Source organism: Dendronalium sp. ChiSLP03b, assembly GCF_034531165.2.
Lineage (GTDB): Bacteria > Cyanobacteriota > Cyanobacteriia > Cyanobacteriales > Nostocaceae > Dendronalium > Dendronalium minutum.
Map to the genome: position 1 here is coordinate 94,105 of NZ_JAVRBR020000016.1, position 19,668 is coordinate 113,772.

The window sequence follows — 19,668 nt, forward strand, 5'->3', positions numbered from 1 at the left end:
TATGATAGTAGCCGAAGACACCAAAAGGTGTGTGTAATAATTAAACTAAGTAATAAAAATCCCCTACCATTAGTAGGGGATTTAAATTACTTACCTACAAAACTAGTAGCCTTAACCGAACTTACCAGCTGTAGAGGCAATCAAGAAGGCTGCGTAGGTCAAGACATAGCCAACTGTGAAGTGAGCTAGACCAACCAAACGAGCTTGGACGATGGATAGAGCAACGGGCTTGTCTTTCCAGCGAACTAGGTTAGCTAGAGGAGTGCGCTCGTGTGCCCAGACCAGAGTTTCAATTAACTCTTGCCAGTAACCTCTCCAAGAGATGAGGAACATGAAGCCAGTCGCCCAAACTAGGTGTCCGAAGAGGAACATCCAAGCCCAAACAGACAGATTATTCACGCCGTAGGGGTTGTAACCGTTAATCAACTGAGCGGAGTTAGCCCATAGATAATCCCGGAACCAACCCATCAGGTATGTGGAGTTTTCGTTGAACTGAGCAACGTTACCTTGCCAAATACCTAAATGTTTCCAATGCCAGTAGAAGGTTAACCAACCGACTGTGTTCAATGCCCAGAACAGAGCTAGGTAGAAGGCATCCCAAGCAGAGATGTCGCAAGTACCGCCACGACCGGGGCCGTCACAGGGGAAGGAATAGCCGAAGTCCTTTTTATCGGGCATTAGCTTGGAACCACGTGCATCCAAAGCACCTTTGACCAAAATCAAGGTGGTGGTGTGCAGGCCTAATGCGATCGCATGGTGTACCAAGAAGTCGCCAGGGCCAATTGTTAAGAACAGGGAGTTAGTACCGGAGTTGATAGCTTCCAACCAGCCTGGTAACCAGACGTTAGCGTAGTTGGGCCATGCTGTGGAAGCAATACTATCTGGGTTAGATAGCAAAGTATCTAAACCGTAAAGTACCTTACCGTTAGCAGCTTGGACGAACTGAGCAAATACTGGCTCAATCAAGATTTGCTTTTCAGGAGTACCGAAAGCAACTACTACGTCGTTGTGAACGTACAAACCGAGGGTATGGAAGCCTAAGAAAAGGGATACCCAGCTTAAATGCGAGATAATCGCTTCTTTATGCTTCAGTACGCGGTCAAGAACGTTGCCTTTGTTTTGTTCGGGGTCGTAGTCACGTACCCAGAATATTGCTCCGTGGGCAAAGGCTCCAACCATCAGGAAGATGGCGATGTACTGGTGATGTGTGTACAAAGCTGCCTGAGTTGTGTAGTCCTTAGCAATAAATGCATAAGCAGGCATGGAGTACATGTGCTGTGCTACTAAGGATGTAACCACACCCAAGGCTGCTAGGTGCCAACCCAACTGGAAGTGTAGGGAGTTGTTATAGGTATCATAGATACCTTGGTGAGGCAGGTTGAAAGGCCCTTCTACAGGAATACCGAAGAAGCTCTTAGCATTCAATGCCTCTTTGAGACTGTGACCAATCCCAAAGTTAGTCCGGTACATATGACCGGCAATGATGAATAGTACTGCGATCGCCAAGTGGTGATGAGCAATATCAGTCAACCACAAGGATTCTGTCTGGGGATGGAAACCACCCAAGAAACTCAGAATCGCAGTTCCTGCACCTTGTGATGTGCCAAACACATGGCTGGCGGTGTCAGGGTTTTGTGAGTATACACCCCAGTTACCAGTGAAGAAAGGTGTCAAACCTGCTGGATGGGGTGGGGTGGTCAGGAAGTTATCCCAACCTACATGCTGTCCGCGAGCTTCGGGGATAGCAACGTGAATCAAGTGACCGGCCCAAGCCAAAGAACTGACACCAAATAGACCTGCCAAGTGATGGTTCAGGCGGTGTTCGGCGCTCTTAAACCATGCCAAGCTAGGACGGAACTTGGGCTGTAAGTGCAGCCAACCAGCGAACAATAATACAGCTGCGAAGATTAGCAGGAATACTGAGCCAGCGTACAGCTCGCTATTTGTCCGCATCCCGATGGTATACCACCAGTGGTAGATACCAGAGTAGGTAATGTTGACTGGATAGTTAGCACCACCTTGGGTAAAAGCTTCGATCGCTGGTTTACCGAAGTGAGGATCCCAAATCGCATGGGCGATTGGGCGGATGTGCAGGGGATCTTTAATCCACTGTTCAAAGTTACCTTGCCAGGCTACGTGGAACAGGAGGCTCGATGCCCACAGGAAGATGATTGCCAAGTGACCGAAGTGAGTGGCGAAAATCTTTTGGTAAAGATTTTCTTCTGTCATGCCATCGTGGCTTTCAAAGTCGTTGCCTGTTGCGATCGCATACCATATCCGACGAGTAGTCGGATCCTGTGCGAGATCCTGGCTAAATTTTGGAAATTTCGTTGCCATAGGTTTGATAATTCCTCTGACCTTTAGCCATCAGGTTTCAGCTTCTGGAGTTCTGAGTTTTGAGTCCAAAGTTCCGAGTTTTACTAAACTACTCAGCACTCAGCACTCAGCACTCAGCACTCCTATCACTGATTGCTACCCTACTGAAAGGATGTGTGCGTGGAAGAATGCCCAGGTTGTGGCAATTCCTCCTAGTAAGTAGTGAGCCACACCTACAGCTCGTCCCTGAATAATGCTCAGAGCGCGAGGCTGAATTGCAGGCGCTACCTTCAGTTTATTGTGCGCCCAAACGATGGATTCAATCAATTCTTGCCAGTAGCCGCGACCACTGAACAGGAACATTAAGCTGAATGCCCAGACAAAGTGAGCGCCCAAGAACATGAGTCCATATGCAGACAGCGCACTTCCGTAGGAGTTGATTACTTGTGAAGCTTGCGCCCACAAGAAGTCACGCAACCAGCCGTTGATGGTGATGGCACTTTGGGCAAAGTTACCACCAGTGATGTGAGTCACATTACCTGCTGCGTCTACGGTTCCCCAAACATCAGATTGCATTTTCCAGCTGAAGTGGAAGATCACAATCGATAGGGAGTTGTACATCCAGAATAATCCGAGGAATACATGATCCCAACCAGATACTTGACAGGTACCGCCACGACCAGGGCCGTCGCAAGGGAAGCGGAAGCCTAGGTTAGCCTTGTCTGGAATCAGACGAGAACTGCGGGCAAACAACACGCCCTTGAGCAGAATTAGGACGGTGACGTGAATGGTGAAGGCGTGAATGTGGTGAATCAAGAAGTCGGCTGTACCCAAAGCAATGGGAGCAGCTGCCACTTTACCGCCTACAGCCAACACACCGCCGCCAAATACATAGCTTACTGGTTCTAGGGCATTGGGTGCAGTTGTTCCAGGAGCTAAGGCGTGGATGTTTTGTATCCACTGAGCAAACACTGGCTGCAACTGAATCGCTGTGTCAGAGAACATGTCTTGGGGACGGCCCAAGGCACGCATTGTGTCGTTGTGGATGTACAGTCCAAAGCTGTGGAAGCCAAGGAAAATAGACACCCAGTTCAGATGAGAAATAATCGCATCCCGGTGACGAATCACCCGATCCAGTAGGTTGTTTTGGTTCACAACCGGATCGTAATCCCGAACCATGAAGATAGCTGCGTGAGCGGCTCCACCCACAATCAGGAAGCCACCGATCCAAATATGGTGAGTGAATATGCACAACTGCGTAGCGTAGTCAGTTGCCAAGTATGGATACGGGGGCATCGCGTACATATGATGCGCGATGATGATGGTCAAGGAACCCAAGAAGGCAAGGTTGGTTGCCAACTGAGCATGCCAAGATGTGGTGAGGTTTTCGTAGAGACCTTTGTGACCTTCACCAGTGAAGGGTCCTTTATGGTTTTCCAGGATCTCTTTAATGCTGTGACCGATACCCCAGTTGGTACGGTATTGGTGCCCAGCAATAATGAACAGTACTGCGATCGCTAAGTGGTGATGAGAAATATCTGTCAGCCACAAGCCACCCGTTACCGGGTTCAGACCGCCCTTGAATGTCAAAAAGTCAGCATACTGACCCCAATTCAAGGTGAAGAAAGGCGCTAAACCGCTGGCAAAGCCGGGATAAAGCTCAATCAACAAGTCTTTATTCAGGATGAATTCGTGGGGCAAGGGTATGTCTTTGAGGGCAACACCTGCATCCAGCAGCTTGTTGGTTGGTGCGGACACATGGATCAAGTGACCAGCCCATCCCAAAGAACCACAACCCAGCAATACTTGCAAGTGGTGATTTAGCATTGACTCCACATTCTGGAACCATTCCAGTTTGGGAGCGCGCTTGTGGTAGTGGAACCAACCAGCAAATAGGAACAAGGCTGCTAATACCAAGCCGCCAATGGCAGTGCAGTAAAGCTGGAAGGAGTTGGTAATACCCCAGCCACGCCATACCTGGAACAAGCCAGAAGTAATTTGAATGCCGTGGAAGCCACCACCGACATCACCATTCAAAATGTCTTGTCCCACAATTGGCCAAACGACTTGAGCGCTAGGTTTCACGTTCAACGGGTCGGTTAGCCACGCTTCGTAGTTGGAAAACTTCGCGCCGTGGAATATCATCCCGCTCAACCAAATCGTCACGACGGCTAGGTGGCCGAAGTGCGCGGCAAATATCTTGCGGGATATCTCTTCTAAATCGCTTGTATGTGTATCAAAATCGTGGGCGAGGGCATGAAGGTTCCAAATCCATGTGGTGGTTTTGGGACCTCTGGCTAAAGATCTGTCGAAGTGACCTGGTTGTGCCCATTTTTCAAATGAGGTAGGAACCGGATCGTTATCGACTATGACTCTGGCCTTTTTTTCCTCTCGCTCCGGAGGACTGATTGTCATTCGACCTCCTCTCTGGATAAGGAATGAGGAATCATGGATACCACAAAGTGAACCGTTACCACAGCTTCCAGAAAATTTCTGGAGCCGCGGTGGAAGACCCTATGTGGAGAGTTGTTTCTGTTGAATTATAGAGTCTTCACTTGTACACTGTTGGACACATTTTAACAATAATTCAAAATCCCTGAAATAATTGCCTTTCATGCCTTTTAACTTCAAAGTTATGTCCAAAAAGTCAATAGTTTCTTCATATAATTTACAAAGGATAACAATTCGTAAAACTTATGGTTTTACTGTATATAGTAGGCATTTCGTGCCTTGCTGTTTTTATTACTAAAATAGTTTGGTTCAGTATTGAAACGCTTGTTGTCAAGCATTGTCACAAATATTACTATTCAGCCATATCTTTGAGAAAGATAAAGAAAATGTCGTGGGATATGAGGAAGATTTCACCTTTGGGCTATAGTTCCGGGTGGACAGTTTAAGCCAAAATAATCTTTGAGAAGAATCCGGAAGCCAGAATTCTGAATTCAGAATATCCCTGTTGTACAAAAATTCATTTTGATTCCTGTACTAGCGCAAAGCCGATCTTGCGCCTCTACTGTACGGCAGTTGCTACCCTTCGGGTGACGCTCCTTCTGGTGCGTCTGCTGACGCGAACGTCGCCAAAGGCAGTTCATTATGGGGGAAATCCCCAATACCCGACTGCCTCACCGCAACGTACTGCTTCCCCAACGCACTGCCTCCTCCTGAATTCTTTTTGGTCAGTGGTTGAAGACTATAACTGGGTGTAAGGCATGAATTTGTGGCAGAAACTAGTTTTAAAGCAGCTCCTCCCTAGGAGTTTTACTATTTTTAGATGGTTAATTACATTAGCGCTAGTATTGAATTTGGCCAGTTGCGGCGAGAAAGCTGTTAGCCAAGAAGTATCCATTGGCTATAAAGAAAAACCTCAACAGATTTCTCAGCAATTTTCAGAAGTCTCTCCTCCAGATGTCATTCAAGAATTACGCCCAGCTTTGGAAATTTATCGGCCACAGGTGACGATAGTTACGCCTAAACCTGATGAAGTTCTCCAAGAGAACACAGTGACAGTCAGCTTTCAGGTTAAAGATTTACCTATATTTAAAGACCCGCAACTAGGATTAGGGCCTCATTTACATGTAATTCTTGATAATCAACCTTATATAGCTGTTTACGATCTAAATCAGCCCTTGCTTTTGCCAGACTTGTCCCCTGGTACTCATACCCTGCGCGTCTTTGCCTCCCGTCCTTGGCATGAAAGCTTTAAAAATGAAGGGGCTTATGCCCAAACAACATTTCACATTTTTACCAAAACTGATGACAACCAGCCAGATCCTACTCTGCCCTTACTCACCTACAGCCGTCCTAAAGACAGTTATGGTGCAGAACCGATTCTGCTGGACTTTTACCTAACTAACGCCCCCCTACACCTTGTTGCGAAAGATGACTCCAATGATGAATTCGGAAATTGGCGCATCCGCAGCACAATAAATGGCGAAAGCTTTGTTCTCGATCGTTGGCAAGCAGTTTATCTTAAAGGTTTCAAGCCTGGGAAGAACTGGGTAAAACTGGAATTCCTTGATAACCAAGGCAACCCTGTAAAAAATGCCTTTAACACCACTGTTAGAGTAATTAACTACCAACCAAAAGGCAAAGACACTCTGTCGAGAATTGTGAGAGGGGAACTGCAAGCTGAAGATGTGCGTGGCATTGTAGACCAAAATTATACTGCTAAGAAACCAACTACTGAACCTACACCCACACCTTCTGCTACCACAACTCCTACTGTGGAAACAACGCCGCAACCACAGCGCAAAGAAGAACAGCCAATTCCTGAAACTAAAGTTCTAGAAATACCTCAAACACAGCCAACAGAATTACCACAGCCAGAGATAACACCTACACCAGAAGCAACAGAAGTACCCAAAAATGTCACTCCCGAACCTGAAAAACAGAGATTTGGTGGATTTTTTAATCGTCGTTCTCGTCCTACCACGCAACCATCGCCCAGCTTAACCCCGACGTTACCAGAGGTTATTGAGTCTCCTGCACCAGAAGTTACATCTACACCAAAACCACAGCCAGAGGTAACGCCTACACCACAAGCAACAGAATTACCACAAGATGTAACTCCTGAACCTGAAAAACAGAGATTTGGTGGATTTTTTAACCGTCGTTTTCGTCCTACCGCCCAACCATCGCCCAGCTTACCGCCAACGTTGCCAGAGGTGATTGAATCTCCTGCACCAGAAATCACACCGACACCAGAACAATAAATTGCCGACACGTCGAAAATTTAAGGCTATTCCTTTAGCCGAAGATGCTCAACTCTAACTTTTGCGATAAGGTTTCAATAAAGGCGATCGCAGCTACCGGATTACCTATACTATCCAATGCAGGACTGTAACATGCGATCGCTCCCTCACCTGGTACTGTTGCTAAAAGTCCACCACCAATTCCAGATTTCATTGGCAGACCAATTTTGACTGCAAACTTAGCAGAAGCCTCGTACAGTCCACAGGTTAACATCACGGCATTGACAATCCGGCGATGCTGTGATTCTAAAAAACCGTTTTCACAAGCTAGGACTTTTCCTAGTAAAACTAAATCTTCAACTGTTCCAGATAAACAGCATATTTGCTCGTAAGTGTCAAGTGCTGTTTCGAGATTGTTTAGATGCTCTGTTTCGTCAAGATAATTAGCGATCGCTTGATTAGCAGGAGAACGCGATGAACGTACAGAAGCCAACATCACCTCATCTAACTTGAGTTGACAACCTGCTAATTGATTTAACCATTGACAGAATAATTGAGTGCGATCGTTACCACTGTTTCCTGGTAATTTATCTGCAAGGGCAATTGCCCCACTATTAATCATGGAATTGCGGGGGTGTCCGCCATCAGCGATTAGTTGCTGTAGGGAATTGAAAGGCGCATCTGAAGGTTCAACCCCAACCCACTGCAACACTGTTTCTGCTCCCAAGTGTTCTAGCAAATAGAGCAATGAAAAAGGCTTGATCGCACTCATCAACGGGAATACACAATCTGTATCGCCTTGGCTATAGTGCTTTGATTCACAGCAGATATGAACTGCAAACGAACGGGGATCTGCTAAAGCTAATTGTGGAATGCGATCGCTTACTTTTCCCTGGTCTATCTGAGAATTGGCTTGCTGTATGCAAACCAATAATTCAGTATTAGTTAATCTTGTAAGTCCTTTCAACAGTGATACAACACGTAGAGGTTTTTCCAGCAAGATACAAGGAGTACCTTACTTAATTATTATCTGATTAAAATTATCTTCTTCAGCTTGCTGGGTTAGTTCTCCAGTTTCTTCATTAATTATCTGATTTGTTTGAAAGCGATTATCTACTTCCAAATGTCCACAACAACCTTCTTCTTCCCAAGGGTCGCCAGGTTTGTGGTTGCAAAATTTGACAGATTGTTTACTGTTATTGTCTTTGTTCAACATAACTAGGCCTTACCTAACTTGCTTACTTGCAGACGCGCATAAGAATGCTTTCCTAAGTATAAACTCTTATGGCAATAAGCGGCAACAAGCGGCATTTTCTTAAAGCAACAGTTTTTTTGTGCTTATTTATACAAAAAAAGCTATACTGAGAGATTATTTATTTTTTGCGTAAGTCCTGATCAGGTAAGGTTCTGTCAAAGATATACTCAAGAAAAGCTCAAATACTTAATAAATCAGTTGGAATTTCATCTTGAGGTAATAGCAAATTATCAATAATTGCATCTCTCAAGCTTCTCGAAGAATTATTCTCTCCAGAAATACACTCTAGTAGTAAATAATTTGCATAAATATATTCCTCTAAAGCTTTAACAGCATCTTTTGACAGATCGACGCTGTGACCAACATCAAGATGATCAACCATAAGTTGTCGCAGATCTTCTGCCCATGTTTTCCATTCTGGCTTAGAAGCGTCACTAGCAGGATAACGACCTTGTAAATTTTTCAATTCGCCAACTAAGTCAGTTAACTTTGCTTCTTCTGCTTTCTCAATCGCGAAACTTAGTTTTTTCTTAATATCTATATCTGAATCATTACTAAATTCAAAAACTTTACGGGTAAAATCAGTCTTTTGAAAATGTTTACCACTAGCGCGATCTATAGCTATAGCATGAATGGCTACTAATCGAGAAATGAGTAAAGACTTTGGTTGCGGAAGAGTTAATTTTTTATGTTTTTTATTATAATTTCTCAACTCTGTTGCCAATTTCCCAAAAAGAGGGCGTTCAATTTGAATGGCTTGACTAATATAAAGTTCCACATCTAAATCAATAGCTAAATAATAAGCTCTCCATCCACTAGATGAGATGTTAGCATCAGTAGTCATCTTATGTAGCCAATTGAGCATAGATTGTAATTCCTGACTATTTTTTACAATGTCATTGATACATCTAAAGATCAATTTTAAAAATTCATCTGCATTCCTCAGTCTTTCTGTAATTAAAATGAAGACTTCTCGCCATTGCCGTTCTAAAAGGTTTTGTTCAACAAAAGCTTTAAAAAATTCAGGTTGGCGGTTCTCTACTATATATTCTGCAGCGAAATATTCTTGAAAAGTTAAATGAGAAAAAGAATAAATTCCTTTAAATTGCTGAATTAGTAATCCATAGTTAGCTTCAATGAGTTTGAGAATTTCCTGAGTATCTACTATCTCGAAACTAATATTTTTCAAAAACTTAGCAATTTGGTCTTGTAATTCCCACTGTTGCCATAAAAATTTTGAGGGTTTATGACTTAATCCTTCATAAGCTATTTCACTAAACATATTAATTTTTCGCTGCCATGATAGATGAAAATTAGGTTGACGTTCTATCCGACGACTAGCATCCCATCTTCTCAAAAGAGTATCTACGGCATCTCTATATAATCCATAGCGATTGCTAGAAAAATCATAGTTATCTTCAAAAGTCAAACATAAAATTGTTAACAATAAAGGATTTGTTGCTAATTCTTTAATTTGTTGATTTTCTTCTAATTTTTCTAGAAAACGACCGCAAATATTTTGCTCTCCACGAGCTTGAAACCAATTTCTTGCAAACGCCTCGATCTCTTCATGTTCAAAGTCTGCTATTTCTACTTCAGTAAAAGTATTAAAGACATAATCACAAGCGGCACTTCGACAGGTGATTATGAAACGATTATCTGGAAATTGTTCAGTAAATTCATCAATTTGGCGACAAATATTATTATTCTCTGCTTTTATTTCATCCAAGCCATCTAATAAAATTAAGCACTGTCCACGTTCTAATAACTTCTTAACAGTGTTTTCTGAGTTAGGAATATAATTAGTAAATTCCTGAATTACTGCATCTCCTAAACTAATCTTTCTTTCATTATTTGATATATCTCGCAATGCAATAAAAACTGGTATAATATTTTCCTTCGATTCTGCGGCTGGAAAATGAATAGCTAAATATTTTAAAAATGTTGTTTTACCTGCTCCTGGTTTTCCTAATATCATGAGTTTCCGGTGTTGAATAGCAGCTTCTAATGCTGGGACATGCTCTTCATTTCCTGAAAAAGGTAAGCGTTTAACAGTTTTATTACTAGATTCTTTTTCTGAATTATTTAGTAAATACTGAATAGTTTGCTGCCTACGTCCTTGAATATTTTTAAGAATATTAAATCTCACATAAATACTATCTATAAGTATTGGTTCATTCATATCCAATACCCGCATCGTTCTACACTTTCGATCAAGATGCTTCCAGTAAGGATCTAGCCAATCTCCTTCAAGATCGGACTTAATATTAATGAGCTGCCTTAACGCTTCTCTATAGCTTTTTTGATCTAAAAGTACGCTGCATAGATAATTAAGATTTTTCTCTTGCATTTTTGGAGGCACAGAAGAATTAAAAAAAGCACGAATTGTTCTATCTGCAATTAGATTCTCACCTTCAACAACTAATTCTTCTCTAAAGAGATGGTTTAATCTATTAATTAAAGAACTAGGTGAACCTCCAAATTTTTCAGAGTATGCTTGTCTCAATAACAGAAAAATATCTTGATCGACTTGAATTGCTGCCATCTCTTCCTCCTTTTGACTGATTTTAAGGTTGGATAAAGGTAAAGACTGATTACTGTGATACACTGATCTGAGGTTCTCCACTACACTAATAGAATTACCCTAACTTTGGGTTGATGCAAGAATCAATGTCCTATTACAACTTTCAATTATAATTTTATTTTTCCGCAAAATTACAAATTAAAAAACATGATTTGATTACTATTAAATTACACTATTTAAAATAGAGATAATAAATTGCCATCAATTGCCGCTAATTGCCGCTAATTACCTTTTGTTTACCGAACAAGCATTTATAAAACTTTATAAAAATCATTGTTAAGAAAAACTAGATAATACAAACCATTGTCGTCCACTAAAAATTATATAATCATATACAATACAAGTCTTCTCTGATACTAACTGACAAATATTTCATGTATAAATCTTTGAATTAAGGACAAAATTATAGTGCATAGCTAATACATGTTCTCAGAAATACAGTCAATCAACTAGATGTGCGATAGCAGACTTTAGATGTCTTTTTGAACGCAAATTTAACTATTTTGTTGACGGTATAGTAAATTAAAATGACAAATCAGGGCAACGACAGCGAAATACCCCTTGGTTGGGAACTAAAATATGGGCTTCACGAGCATAATGGGTTAATTAGTCGCGTGGAATGGTCACCAGATGGCAAGATATTGGCATCGGCATCATTTGATCGCACAATTAAACTTTGGAATTTAGCAACTGGTCAATGCATTCATACTCTTGAGGGACATAATCGACGGGTTTGGACAATTGTCTGGTCGCCAGATAGTCAATATATTGCCTCCGGATCGGCTGACAATACCATTCGAGTTTGGAGAACGGATACTGGCAAACTGATACGAAAACATCCCATGCATACAGGTGTATGCTTGTGTATGGCATGGTCACCGGATAATACGATAGTTGCTGCTGGTGGTACAGGTGATGATTGGTCGATTATTTTGATGGATATTACAAACAGAATAGACCAAATCATTGAAGGACATTCAGGACAAGTAAATAGTTTGGCATGGTCGCCAGATGGTAAAGTCTTGGCTTCTGCTTCTCACGACAGCACCATTCGTCTTTGGGATAAAGAAACAAAACAACTGAAAAAAATTCTGAGAGGACATTCTGGTGATGTTTACAGTGTTGCATGGTCACCAGATGGACAAAGATTAGCATCAGCCTCCCACGATCGCACCATCCGCCTGTGGAATCCTCAGACAATGCAATTATTATTTATTTTAGAAGGACACACAGCCTCGGTGAATTGTGTACAATTCTCTAATGATGGTAAATTTCTAGCTTCCAAATCTTCTGATGATACTGTTCGTCTCTGGCACTGCGACACTTGGCAAACGTTGACAGTCTTGGAAGAAGCTACTTCTAAATCACTACCTTTTGGGTTAGCTTTTCACCCAATAAAACCTATCTTAGCGACTCTAGGGGAAGCGGACACCACTATCCGTATTTGGAAAATCGACGCGAAAGTGTTGTTGAATGAGTCTCCTACTAATCCCTCCGATCTATACAGGAACGCCAAGGTAGTACTCGTGGGTGAGAGTGGTGTAGGTAAGTCGGGATTGAGTTTAGTGCTGACTAATCAAAAGTTTGTCCCTACAGAATCAACCCACAGTCGTCATGTTTGGACTTTTGACACACAGGAATTGCAGCTAGGTGACGATCACAAAGAATTACGAGAAATACTACTATGGGACTTAGCAGGACAGCCTAGTTATCGTTTGATTCATCAATTACATTTGAATGAGCTGGCAATTGCTTTGATTGTATTTGATGCGCGCAGTGAAACCGATCCTTTTGCAGGAGTATATTACTGGAACCGTGCCTTACGGCAAGCGCAAAAATTGCAAGGTGATTCAGCGATCGCCTTAAAAAAATTTTTAGTAGTCGCCCGCGCAGATCGGGGTAGCATTGGTGTTAGTAAGGCACGCATTAATGCTTTAATTAACGAACTTGGTTTTGATGGTTATTTCGAGACTAGCGCCAAAGAGGGATGGCAAATACCGCAACTCGCCGCAGCCATTCGTCAAACCATTGAGTGGGATGATTTGCCCAACGTAATTTCTACAGAATTATTTCAGAAAATCAAAGATTTCCTAATACAAGAAAAAAAAGCACAACGGTTGCTATCTCCGTCCGATGACTTGTACCGTGCTTTCTTGCTAAAAAATGTTCTTCCTGATTCCAAAGAAGTGAGAGACCAGTTTGACACTTGTATTGGACGGGTGGAGTCGCGGGATTTAATTCGCAGACTTAGCTTTGGCAATCTAATTCTTTTGCAACCAGAACTATTAGATGCTTACGCCTCAGCAATTATTAACGCTGCAAAGGATCAGCCGGAGGGTATGGGCTACATCGTGGAAGAAGACGTGTTAGCAGGACGGTTTCGGATGCCAAAAGATGAACGTATCCCCGATCGAGAACAGGAAAAATTGCTATTAATTGCCACGGTAGAAGAATTATTTGCTCGTGAAATTGCTTTACGGGTACAGGCCGAACCTGGCCCATTGCTAGTCTTCCCCTCCCAGTTTACCCGTGAATGGACTGAAGCTCCCGATCCTGAGGGAAAAGCAGTGATTTTTGAGTTTGAAGGGGCTGTCTTAAATGTATATACCACTTTGGCGGTACGTTTGTCTCGCAGCGAAATTTTTAAACGTAAAGAAATGTGGAAAAATGCTGTTACATTTATAGCCAGTGTTGGTGGTGAGTGTGGCATCTGGCTACGCCACATCGGCAATATAGATGAAGGTAAAGCAGAATTAACTCTATTCTTTAAACGAGAAGCAAGTGAAGAGACAAGACTGCAATTTGAAGAATACGTGCATACTCACCTGAAACGAAGGGCTTTACCAGAAACTATCAGCCGTCGCCGCATTTTTGTTTGTCCCGTATGCGACACATCAGTCACAGAGTTACAGGCTATGGGCAGACGAAAACTCGGTTTTGACTGGATTAGGTGTAATGTTTGTGATAACTTCCGTGTTTCCTTACTTGATGGTGAAGAACTTCTAGAAGCCGCCCGCACTAACATTATTCCCAAAATGGATAAAGCCGCTGATGCCCAACGCGAAATTGAAACAGCTACTTCTGTCATCAAAGGCAAGGTTGCAACCAATGATTTTGATGTATTTTTGTCTTACAATAGCGAAGATAAAGCTTTAGTAGAACAAATTGCTAACCTCCTGCGAGAACGAAGCTTAAATCCTTGGTTAGATAACAAAGAAATTCGTGCAGGACAGAGAGTTCAAAATGCACTACAAGAAGGTATTGAGCAAGCTAAATCAGCTGCTATATTTCTTAGTCTTCATGGTTTGGGAGATTGGCAAAAAGAAGAATTACTATTACTTAACAATCGGCGGACTAAAAAAGGTATAACTTTAATTCCAGTTTTGCTACCGGGTTTGAACACAATTCCTGAACAAACAGAGCTACTGTTTTTGCGTGAATTGAGTTGGGTGCGTTTCATTCAAAGTATTCATGAAAAGGAACCTTTAGAAAGACTCACAGAAGCTATCAAAAGTATTACAAAAACTCCAAAACTCTTTTATCAAAATCAAGCTCAGGCGATCTTACTTGTTCATCAAACAAAAGACAAAGAATTGATTAAAGAAATAGCTGATAAATTAGAAAATGAACAAATTCAAACATATCTTAGTAAAGATATTCTTCAGCCAGGAAGACAACTCAGAGAATTAGCTGATATCTCAACAATAGCAATATGTTTTGGTGAAAAAACAGCAGATCCAACGGAAGAAAAGGAATTTAGGTATCTAATTGCTGAGTCACTACGTCAAGGGCATACAATCATACCAGTAATTCTATCTAATTTTCATGAAGGTACAGAGCTACCTCATTCGCTGCGATCGCTAAAATCAGTAGACTTTCGTAATGCTGAATCCGATCCATTGAATTTATTAATCTGGGCTATTACTGGTGTTCGTCCTAAAAAGTCAAATATTTAGGGGTATTACTGGAAAAAACAGGTTAAAACAGAATAATTTGAATTTCTTGGAAAAATAACCATTCATCTGGGTAAATACTAAAAGCCAGAAATATCTTATGACTCCTCGTGTCAGAGCGCCAGAATTACCACAAAATTACTCTTGGCTCAATACTGATAAACCTTTATCTCTCAAACAACTCAAGGGTAGAGTCGTAATTTTAGACTTTTGGACATACTGCTGTATCAACTGTTTGCACGTTCTACCAGACCTGAAATATTTAGAACAGAAATATAAAGATAGCCTTACTGTTATCGGCATTCACTCCGCCAAATTTGACAACGAAAAGGAAACCGAAAATATCCGCCAAGCTATTCTGCGTTACGACATCGAACATCCAGTTTTAGTTGACATTGGTTTTCGGGTTTGGCAAGAGTATACAGTGCGTGCTTGGCCTACTTTAATGGTCATTGACCCCCAAGGCTATGTAATTGGCCATGTCTCTGGAGAAGGTAATCGTAACGCTTTAGACCAGCTAATTCAAGAGTTAATTAGTCAACACTTTGAGAAAGGCACTATTAATTTTCAAGAACTTAGCTTGACTTTAGAAAAACAGCGTCAACCATTAATTACACCCTTAGCTTTTCCTGGTAAAGTCTTAGCTACTTCAGAAGGTTTGTTCATTGCTGACTCTGGACATCACCGCTTGGTAATGAGTAGCTTCGATGGGGAAATTCTGCATTTAATTGGTACAGGAAAATCTGGTTTAACTGACGGTACTTTTAGCGAAGCGCAGTTTTTTGCACCACAGGGAATGGCATTTGATGCAGAAAATCAGATTCTCTATGTTGCAGATACAGAAAATCATGCTTTGCGGCGAGTTGATTTAAAGCGCCAAGTTGTAGAAACCATCGCCGGAATAGGCGAACAAAGCCGCAATATCCGACCGCATAGTGGTGCTGGTTTAGAAACTGCACTTAATTCTCCTTGGGATTTAGTGAAAGTCGGAAATATCCTGTTTGTTGCAATGGCAGGGCCGCATCAAATCTGGCAGATGGACTTAGAAACAAGTATCGTCAAAACTTTTGCTGGCACTGGTGCAGAAGGTTGTGTGGATGGTTCTCTCACCGAATCTGCCTTTGCCCAACCTAGTGGGATTGTTACTGATGGGCAAGAATTATATATTGCTGACAGCGAAGTAAGTTCAATTCGTGGCGTAAGTTTGGTGGAACCGTTCCAAGTACGAACCGTTTGTGGTAGTGGACAGTTATTTGGTTTTGGTGATGTAGATGGACAACGTGAAGATGTGCGGTTACAGCATTGTTTAGGAGTAGAATCTGCTCAGAATTTTCTATGGATAGCTGATACTTACAACCACAAAATTAAATTAGTGAGTCCCAGCACAGGCAATTGTCAAACAGTTTTAGGAGATGGTTCTGCTGGTTTGCAAGATGGTCAAGGAAAGAATACTCGTTTTTTTGAACCTTCTGGATTGAGTGCAATAGGTTTATATTTATATATTGCTGATACTAATAACCATGCTATCCGCTGTGTAGATTTAAATACGTTTGAGCTTACGACTTTACAATTTCCTAGTTTGTGTGCGCCAGATGTTTGTATTCCGCCTAATTTATAGAATGATTATTTAAGGCAAAGGCGCAAAGTAAAACTCTGTTCCCCTGGTCTGTGCATAAGATTTTCAATAAACATGTTGTTGAGCAGCTTGATAAATTTTCAAGCTTTAGTATGCTCTATAAATTCAAATAAATAAATTTATGCAATTAGTAATTTTTGATATTGACGGCACACTGACCAATACCAACCAAATTAATGAAGATTGTTTTGTACATGCTTTTGAGTCAGAATTACAAATTTTTGGGATAAATAGAAACTGGGCTAAATACACACATGTTACAGATTCTGGAATTACTCAGCAAATTTTTCTTGAAAGATTAGGACGTATTCCTTCAAATGAAGAATTAGCAAAAATCAAAATACATTTTGTCAATTTACTCCAGGAAGCATGTAATAATAACCAAGATTTATTTAGTGAAATTCCTGGCTCTGCAAATTTATTAGCTGAATTACGTTTAAATCATGATTGGTGTCTTGCGATCGCAACTGGTGGATGGCGTGAATCTGCTAAGCTGAAGCTGCAAAAAGCAAATTTACAAATAGAAGGTATTCCTTTGGCTTCAGCCGATGATGGGATTTCACGAACAGATATTGTTAAGGCAGCTATTGTAAAATCTCAGAATATTTATCAGATTGAAAGCTTTGAAAAAATTGTTTTTGTAGGTGATGGTGTTTAGGACGTAAAAACAGCTTATCAGTTAAGTATTCCTATGATGGGCATAGGTAGTGGTAAAGTAGCTAACACCTTACTTAATGCAGGTGCTACAAAAGTAATTAAAGATTTTACTAATTTAAACTATTTTACTAAAATATTAGAAACAGCAACGATTCCTAAATATTTTATAAATACTATCCTCCACATAACCCAACTTAAACAATGGCAACAAGCAAAAAGTATTGGTAGTTATCGCAGTGAGACGCTCGATAGTGAAGGCTTTATCCATTGTTCAAAGTCAATCCAAATAATCAAAGTTGCAAATAGGTTTTTCTTTAATCAAAAAGGATTGGTATTGCTTTTTATTGATTCCGATCGCGTTAAAGCTGAAATTCGCTATGAAGAGGCTGAGATAGGTGAACTATTTCCACACGTTTATGGTGAGTTAAATGTTGATGCTGTCTATAAGGTGATTGACTTTGAACCTGGAGAAGATGGTTTTTTTGAGTTGCCACAAGAAGCTATAGATTTAGAATAACGAACCACAGAGACACAGAGAACACGGAGAAGAAATGGAAAGTCAGGAATTTAATGTGGATGAGTATGTTGACCAAATGTCGTTGTTATTGGATTTGCAATTAAGAGATGAGTATCGGGATGGGGTGGTGACGAATTTTGAGAGAATTAAAGCGATCGCACAATTAGTAAATTCTTTTCCCCTACCAGAAGAAGTTGAAGTTGCACCCGTGTTTGAACCATGAATGATACTGTATCAATTGCAACTGCTGTGCGTGAAGGTAAAGTTAGCGCGGTAGAAGTTACCAAGGCTGCGTTAGCGAAAATAGTAGCAAGAAATAATGAACTCAATTGTTTTACAACTGTAACTGCGGAAACGGCTTTGGCAAATGCAGCACAAATTGATAAAGAAATAGCTGTTGGTAATAATGTTGGTGCGTTGGCTGGTGTGCCTTTTGCTGTCAAAAATCTCTTCGATATTGCTGGTTTGACAACTCTGGCGGGATCGAAAATTAATGCAGAAAACCCCCCAGCAACTCAAGATGCAACAGCAGTAACCAAGCTGAAACAAGCGGGTGCTGTGTTGGTTGGTGCTTTAAATATGGATGAGTACGCCTACGGGTTTGTAACGGAAAACTCCCATTACGGTGCTACTCACAATCCACATGATTTACAGCGGGTAGCTGGCGGTTCGTCAGGCGGTTCGGCGGCGGCTGTTGCTGCTGGATTAGTACCGCTAACATTGGGTTCTGATACTAATGGTTCAATTCGGGTTCCGGCGGCTTTGTGTGGGGTTTTTGGTTTGAAACCGACTTACGGACGGTTATCTCGTGCTGGCGTAGCTTTATTTTCTAGTAGTTTTGACCACATTGGCCCTTTTGCAGGTTCGGTACGGGATATCGCTATGGTGTTTGATGTGCTTCAGGGTGAAGACGAGCGCGATCTAGTTTGTACAAAACGTCCTCCTGAATTATGTTTACCACAACTCAATCGAGATATCTCTGGTATCAGAATTGCGATCGCTGGTGATTACTTTCTCAAAGGTGCAGAACCAGAAGCATTAGCAGCAGTACAAAAAGTGGCAGCAGCATTGAATGTAACTGAGTATGTGACAATACCAGAAGCACACCGCGCCCGTGCAGCCGCGTTTGTGATTACAGCTAGCGAGGGCGCAAATCTGCATCTAGAAAAATTGCGATCGCGTCCTCAAGATTTCGATCCAGCTACACGCGATCGCTTTTTGGCGGGGGCATTAATTCCGAGTAATTGGTATTTGCAAACACAACGGTTTAGAAAATGGTATCGCGATCGCGTCCGGGAAGTCTTTCAAAATGTGGATGTAATTCTTGCCCCAACAACACCAATTTCAGCACCACTAATTGGACAACAAACTATGATTTTAGATGGGCAAGAAATTCTCGTCCGTCCTCATTTAGGTTTATTCACTCAGCCATTATCTTTTATTGGCTTACCCGTATTATCTGTACCAATTCAGCGTCACAATGCCCTACCTCTAGGTGTGCAATTGATAGCTGCACCCTATAATGAAGCATTGATTTTACAGGTTGCAGCAGTTCTAGAGGCAAAGGGTGTAGTTTCAGTAAGCGCTTTTTCAAGCGAAACTAACTTGTCAACTTAATTTTCTTTAAGATTTAAAGCGTATTGTTTAAACCTTTGCAAATCAGCTTGAATCGTTGATTCAACTACCCGTCCCAAAAACAAGTTATCCATGATTTTGCCAAGAATACCGGGGATAGCATAGGAAACTGTCATTTTGACGATACTACTACCGTGGCGATCGTAAAAGCGAATCGCTCCCTGATTTGGCAAACCATCAACCGATTCCCATTGAATAATTTGGTTGGGTATAAATTTTAGTATGCGGGATTTCCAGGTAAATTCCAGACCGCCAGTATTCAGTTTCCAAAGAGATATATCTGGATTATCAGGCGGAACCTTGACTGAATCAATCCATTTCATCCAGCGGGGCATTTGCTCCAAGTCAGACCAGAGACTCCATACTAACTCTATGGGAGCTTCTACTTCTACCTGTACGCTATGTTCTAGCCAATCTGCCATGG

13 protein-coding genes are annotated in these 19,668 nt (G+C 41.5%); 7 read left to right on the top strand and 6 right to left on the bottom strand.

What is annotated here, in order from left to right; genetic code table 11:
• Positions 1-111: 111 nt before the first annotated feature.
• Positions 112-2,337: a photosystem I core protein PsaB gene (gene psaB, locus RMY31_RS03640; protein WP_322656912.1), complete on the bottom strand. Its 2,226-nt coding sequence runs from the start codon at positions 2,335-2,337 to the stop codon at positions 112-114.
• Positions 2,338-2,472: 135 nt separating this feature from the next.
• Positions 2,473-4,731: a photosystem I core protein PsaA gene (gene psaA, locus RMY31_RS03645; RefSeq protein WP_322656913.1), complete on the bottom strand. Its 2,259-nt coding sequence runs from the start codon at positions 4,729-4,731 to the stop codon at positions 2,473-2,475.
• Between the two features lie 794 nt (positions 4,732-5,525).
• Here psaA and RMY31_RS03650 point away from each other — a divergent pair.
• Positions 5,526-7,028 (top strand): hypothetical protein, encoded by a 1,503-nt coding sequence (locus tag RMY31_RS03650; protein WP_322656915.1) that lies wholly within the window; start codon positions 5,526-5,528, stop codon positions 7,026-7,028.
• 34 nt (positions 7,029-7,062) lie between these two features.
• On the opposite strand, the gene RMY31_RS03655 is transcribed toward RMY31_RS03650, so the two are convergent.
• From RMY31_RS03655 to RMY31_RS03665, 3 genes are all read right to left on the bottom strand, one after another.
• A complete protein-coding gene (locus RMY31_RS03655; protein WP_322656917.1) occupies positions 7,063-7,974 on the bottom strand; it encodes a glutaminase in 912 nt (303 codons plus the stop codon).
• Positions 7,975-8,022: 48 nt separating this feature from the next.
• Positions 8,023-8,223 carry a hypothetical protein gene (locus RMY31_RS03660; RefSeq protein WP_322656918.1) on the bottom strand — a complete coding sequence of 67 codons (201 nt, stop codon included), beginning with the start codon at positions 8,221-8,223 and terminating at the stop codon, positions 8,023-8,025.
• Between the two features lie 217 nt (positions 8,224-8,440).
• Entirely contained in the window at positions 8,441-10,807 is a 2,367-nt protein-coding gene (locus tag RMY31_RS03665; RefSeq protein ID WP_322656919.1) for an NACHT domain-containing protein, read from the bottom strand.
• A gap of 566 nt (positions 10,808-11,373) precedes the next feature.
• On the opposite strand from RMY31_RS03665, the gene RMY31_RS03670 reads away from it, so the two are divergent.
• From RMY31_RS03670 to RMY31_RS03695, 6 genes are all read left to right on the top strand, one after another.
• Complete coding sequence (locus RMY31_RS03670) at positions 11,374-14,802, top strand: TIR domain-containing protein (RefSeq protein ID WP_322656920.1); 3,429 nt, start codon at positions 11,374-11,376, stop codon at positions 14,800-14,802.
• 97 nt (positions 14,803-14,899) lie between these two features.
• A complete protein-coding gene (locus tag RMY31_RS03675; protein ID WP_322656921.1) occupies positions 14,900-16,417 on the top strand; it encodes a thioredoxin-like domain-containing protein in 1,518 nt (505 codons plus the stop codon).
• Between the two features lie 139 nt (positions 16,418-16,556).
• Positions 16,557-17,093, top strand: a complete 537-nt coding sequence (locus tag RMY31_RS03680) for an HAD family hydrolase (RefSeq protein ID WP_322656922.1) — start codon at positions 16,557-16,559, stop codon at positions 17,091-17,093.
• A 165-nt stretch (positions 17,094-17,258) separates the two neighbouring features.
• Entirely contained in the window at positions 17,259-17,609 is a 351-nt protein-coding gene (locus RMY31_RS03685; protein ID WP_322657082.1) for a DUF952 domain-containing protein, read from the top strand.
• 34 nt (positions 17,610-17,643) lie between these two features.
• Positions 17,644-17,832 (top strand): DUF4089 domain-containing protein, encoded by a 189-nt coding sequence (locus RMY31_RS03690; RefSeq protein ID WP_322656924.1) that lies wholly within the window; start codon positions 17,644-17,646, stop codon positions 17,830-17,832.
• Positions 17,829-19,226, top strand: a complete 1,398-nt coding sequence (locus RMY31_RS03695; RefSeq protein WP_322656925.1) for an AtzE family amidohydrolase — start codon at positions 17,829-17,831, stop codon at positions 19,224-19,226. Before RMY31_RS03690 ends, RMY31_RS03695 begins: the two co-directional genes overlap by 4 nt.
• Here RMY31_RS03695 and RMY31_RS03700 read toward each other — a convergent pair.
• The gene (locus RMY31_RS03700; RefSeq protein ID WP_322656926.1) at positions 19,223-19,666 is read right to left on the bottom strand and encodes an SRPBCC family protein; all 444 of its coding nucleotides are present in this window, start codon (positions 19,664-19,666) and stop codon (positions 19,223-19,225) included. The two genes, RMY31_RS03695 and RMY31_RS03700, sit on opposite strands and share 4 nt — an antisense overlap.
• Positions 19,667-19,668 lie beyond the last annotated feature (2 nt).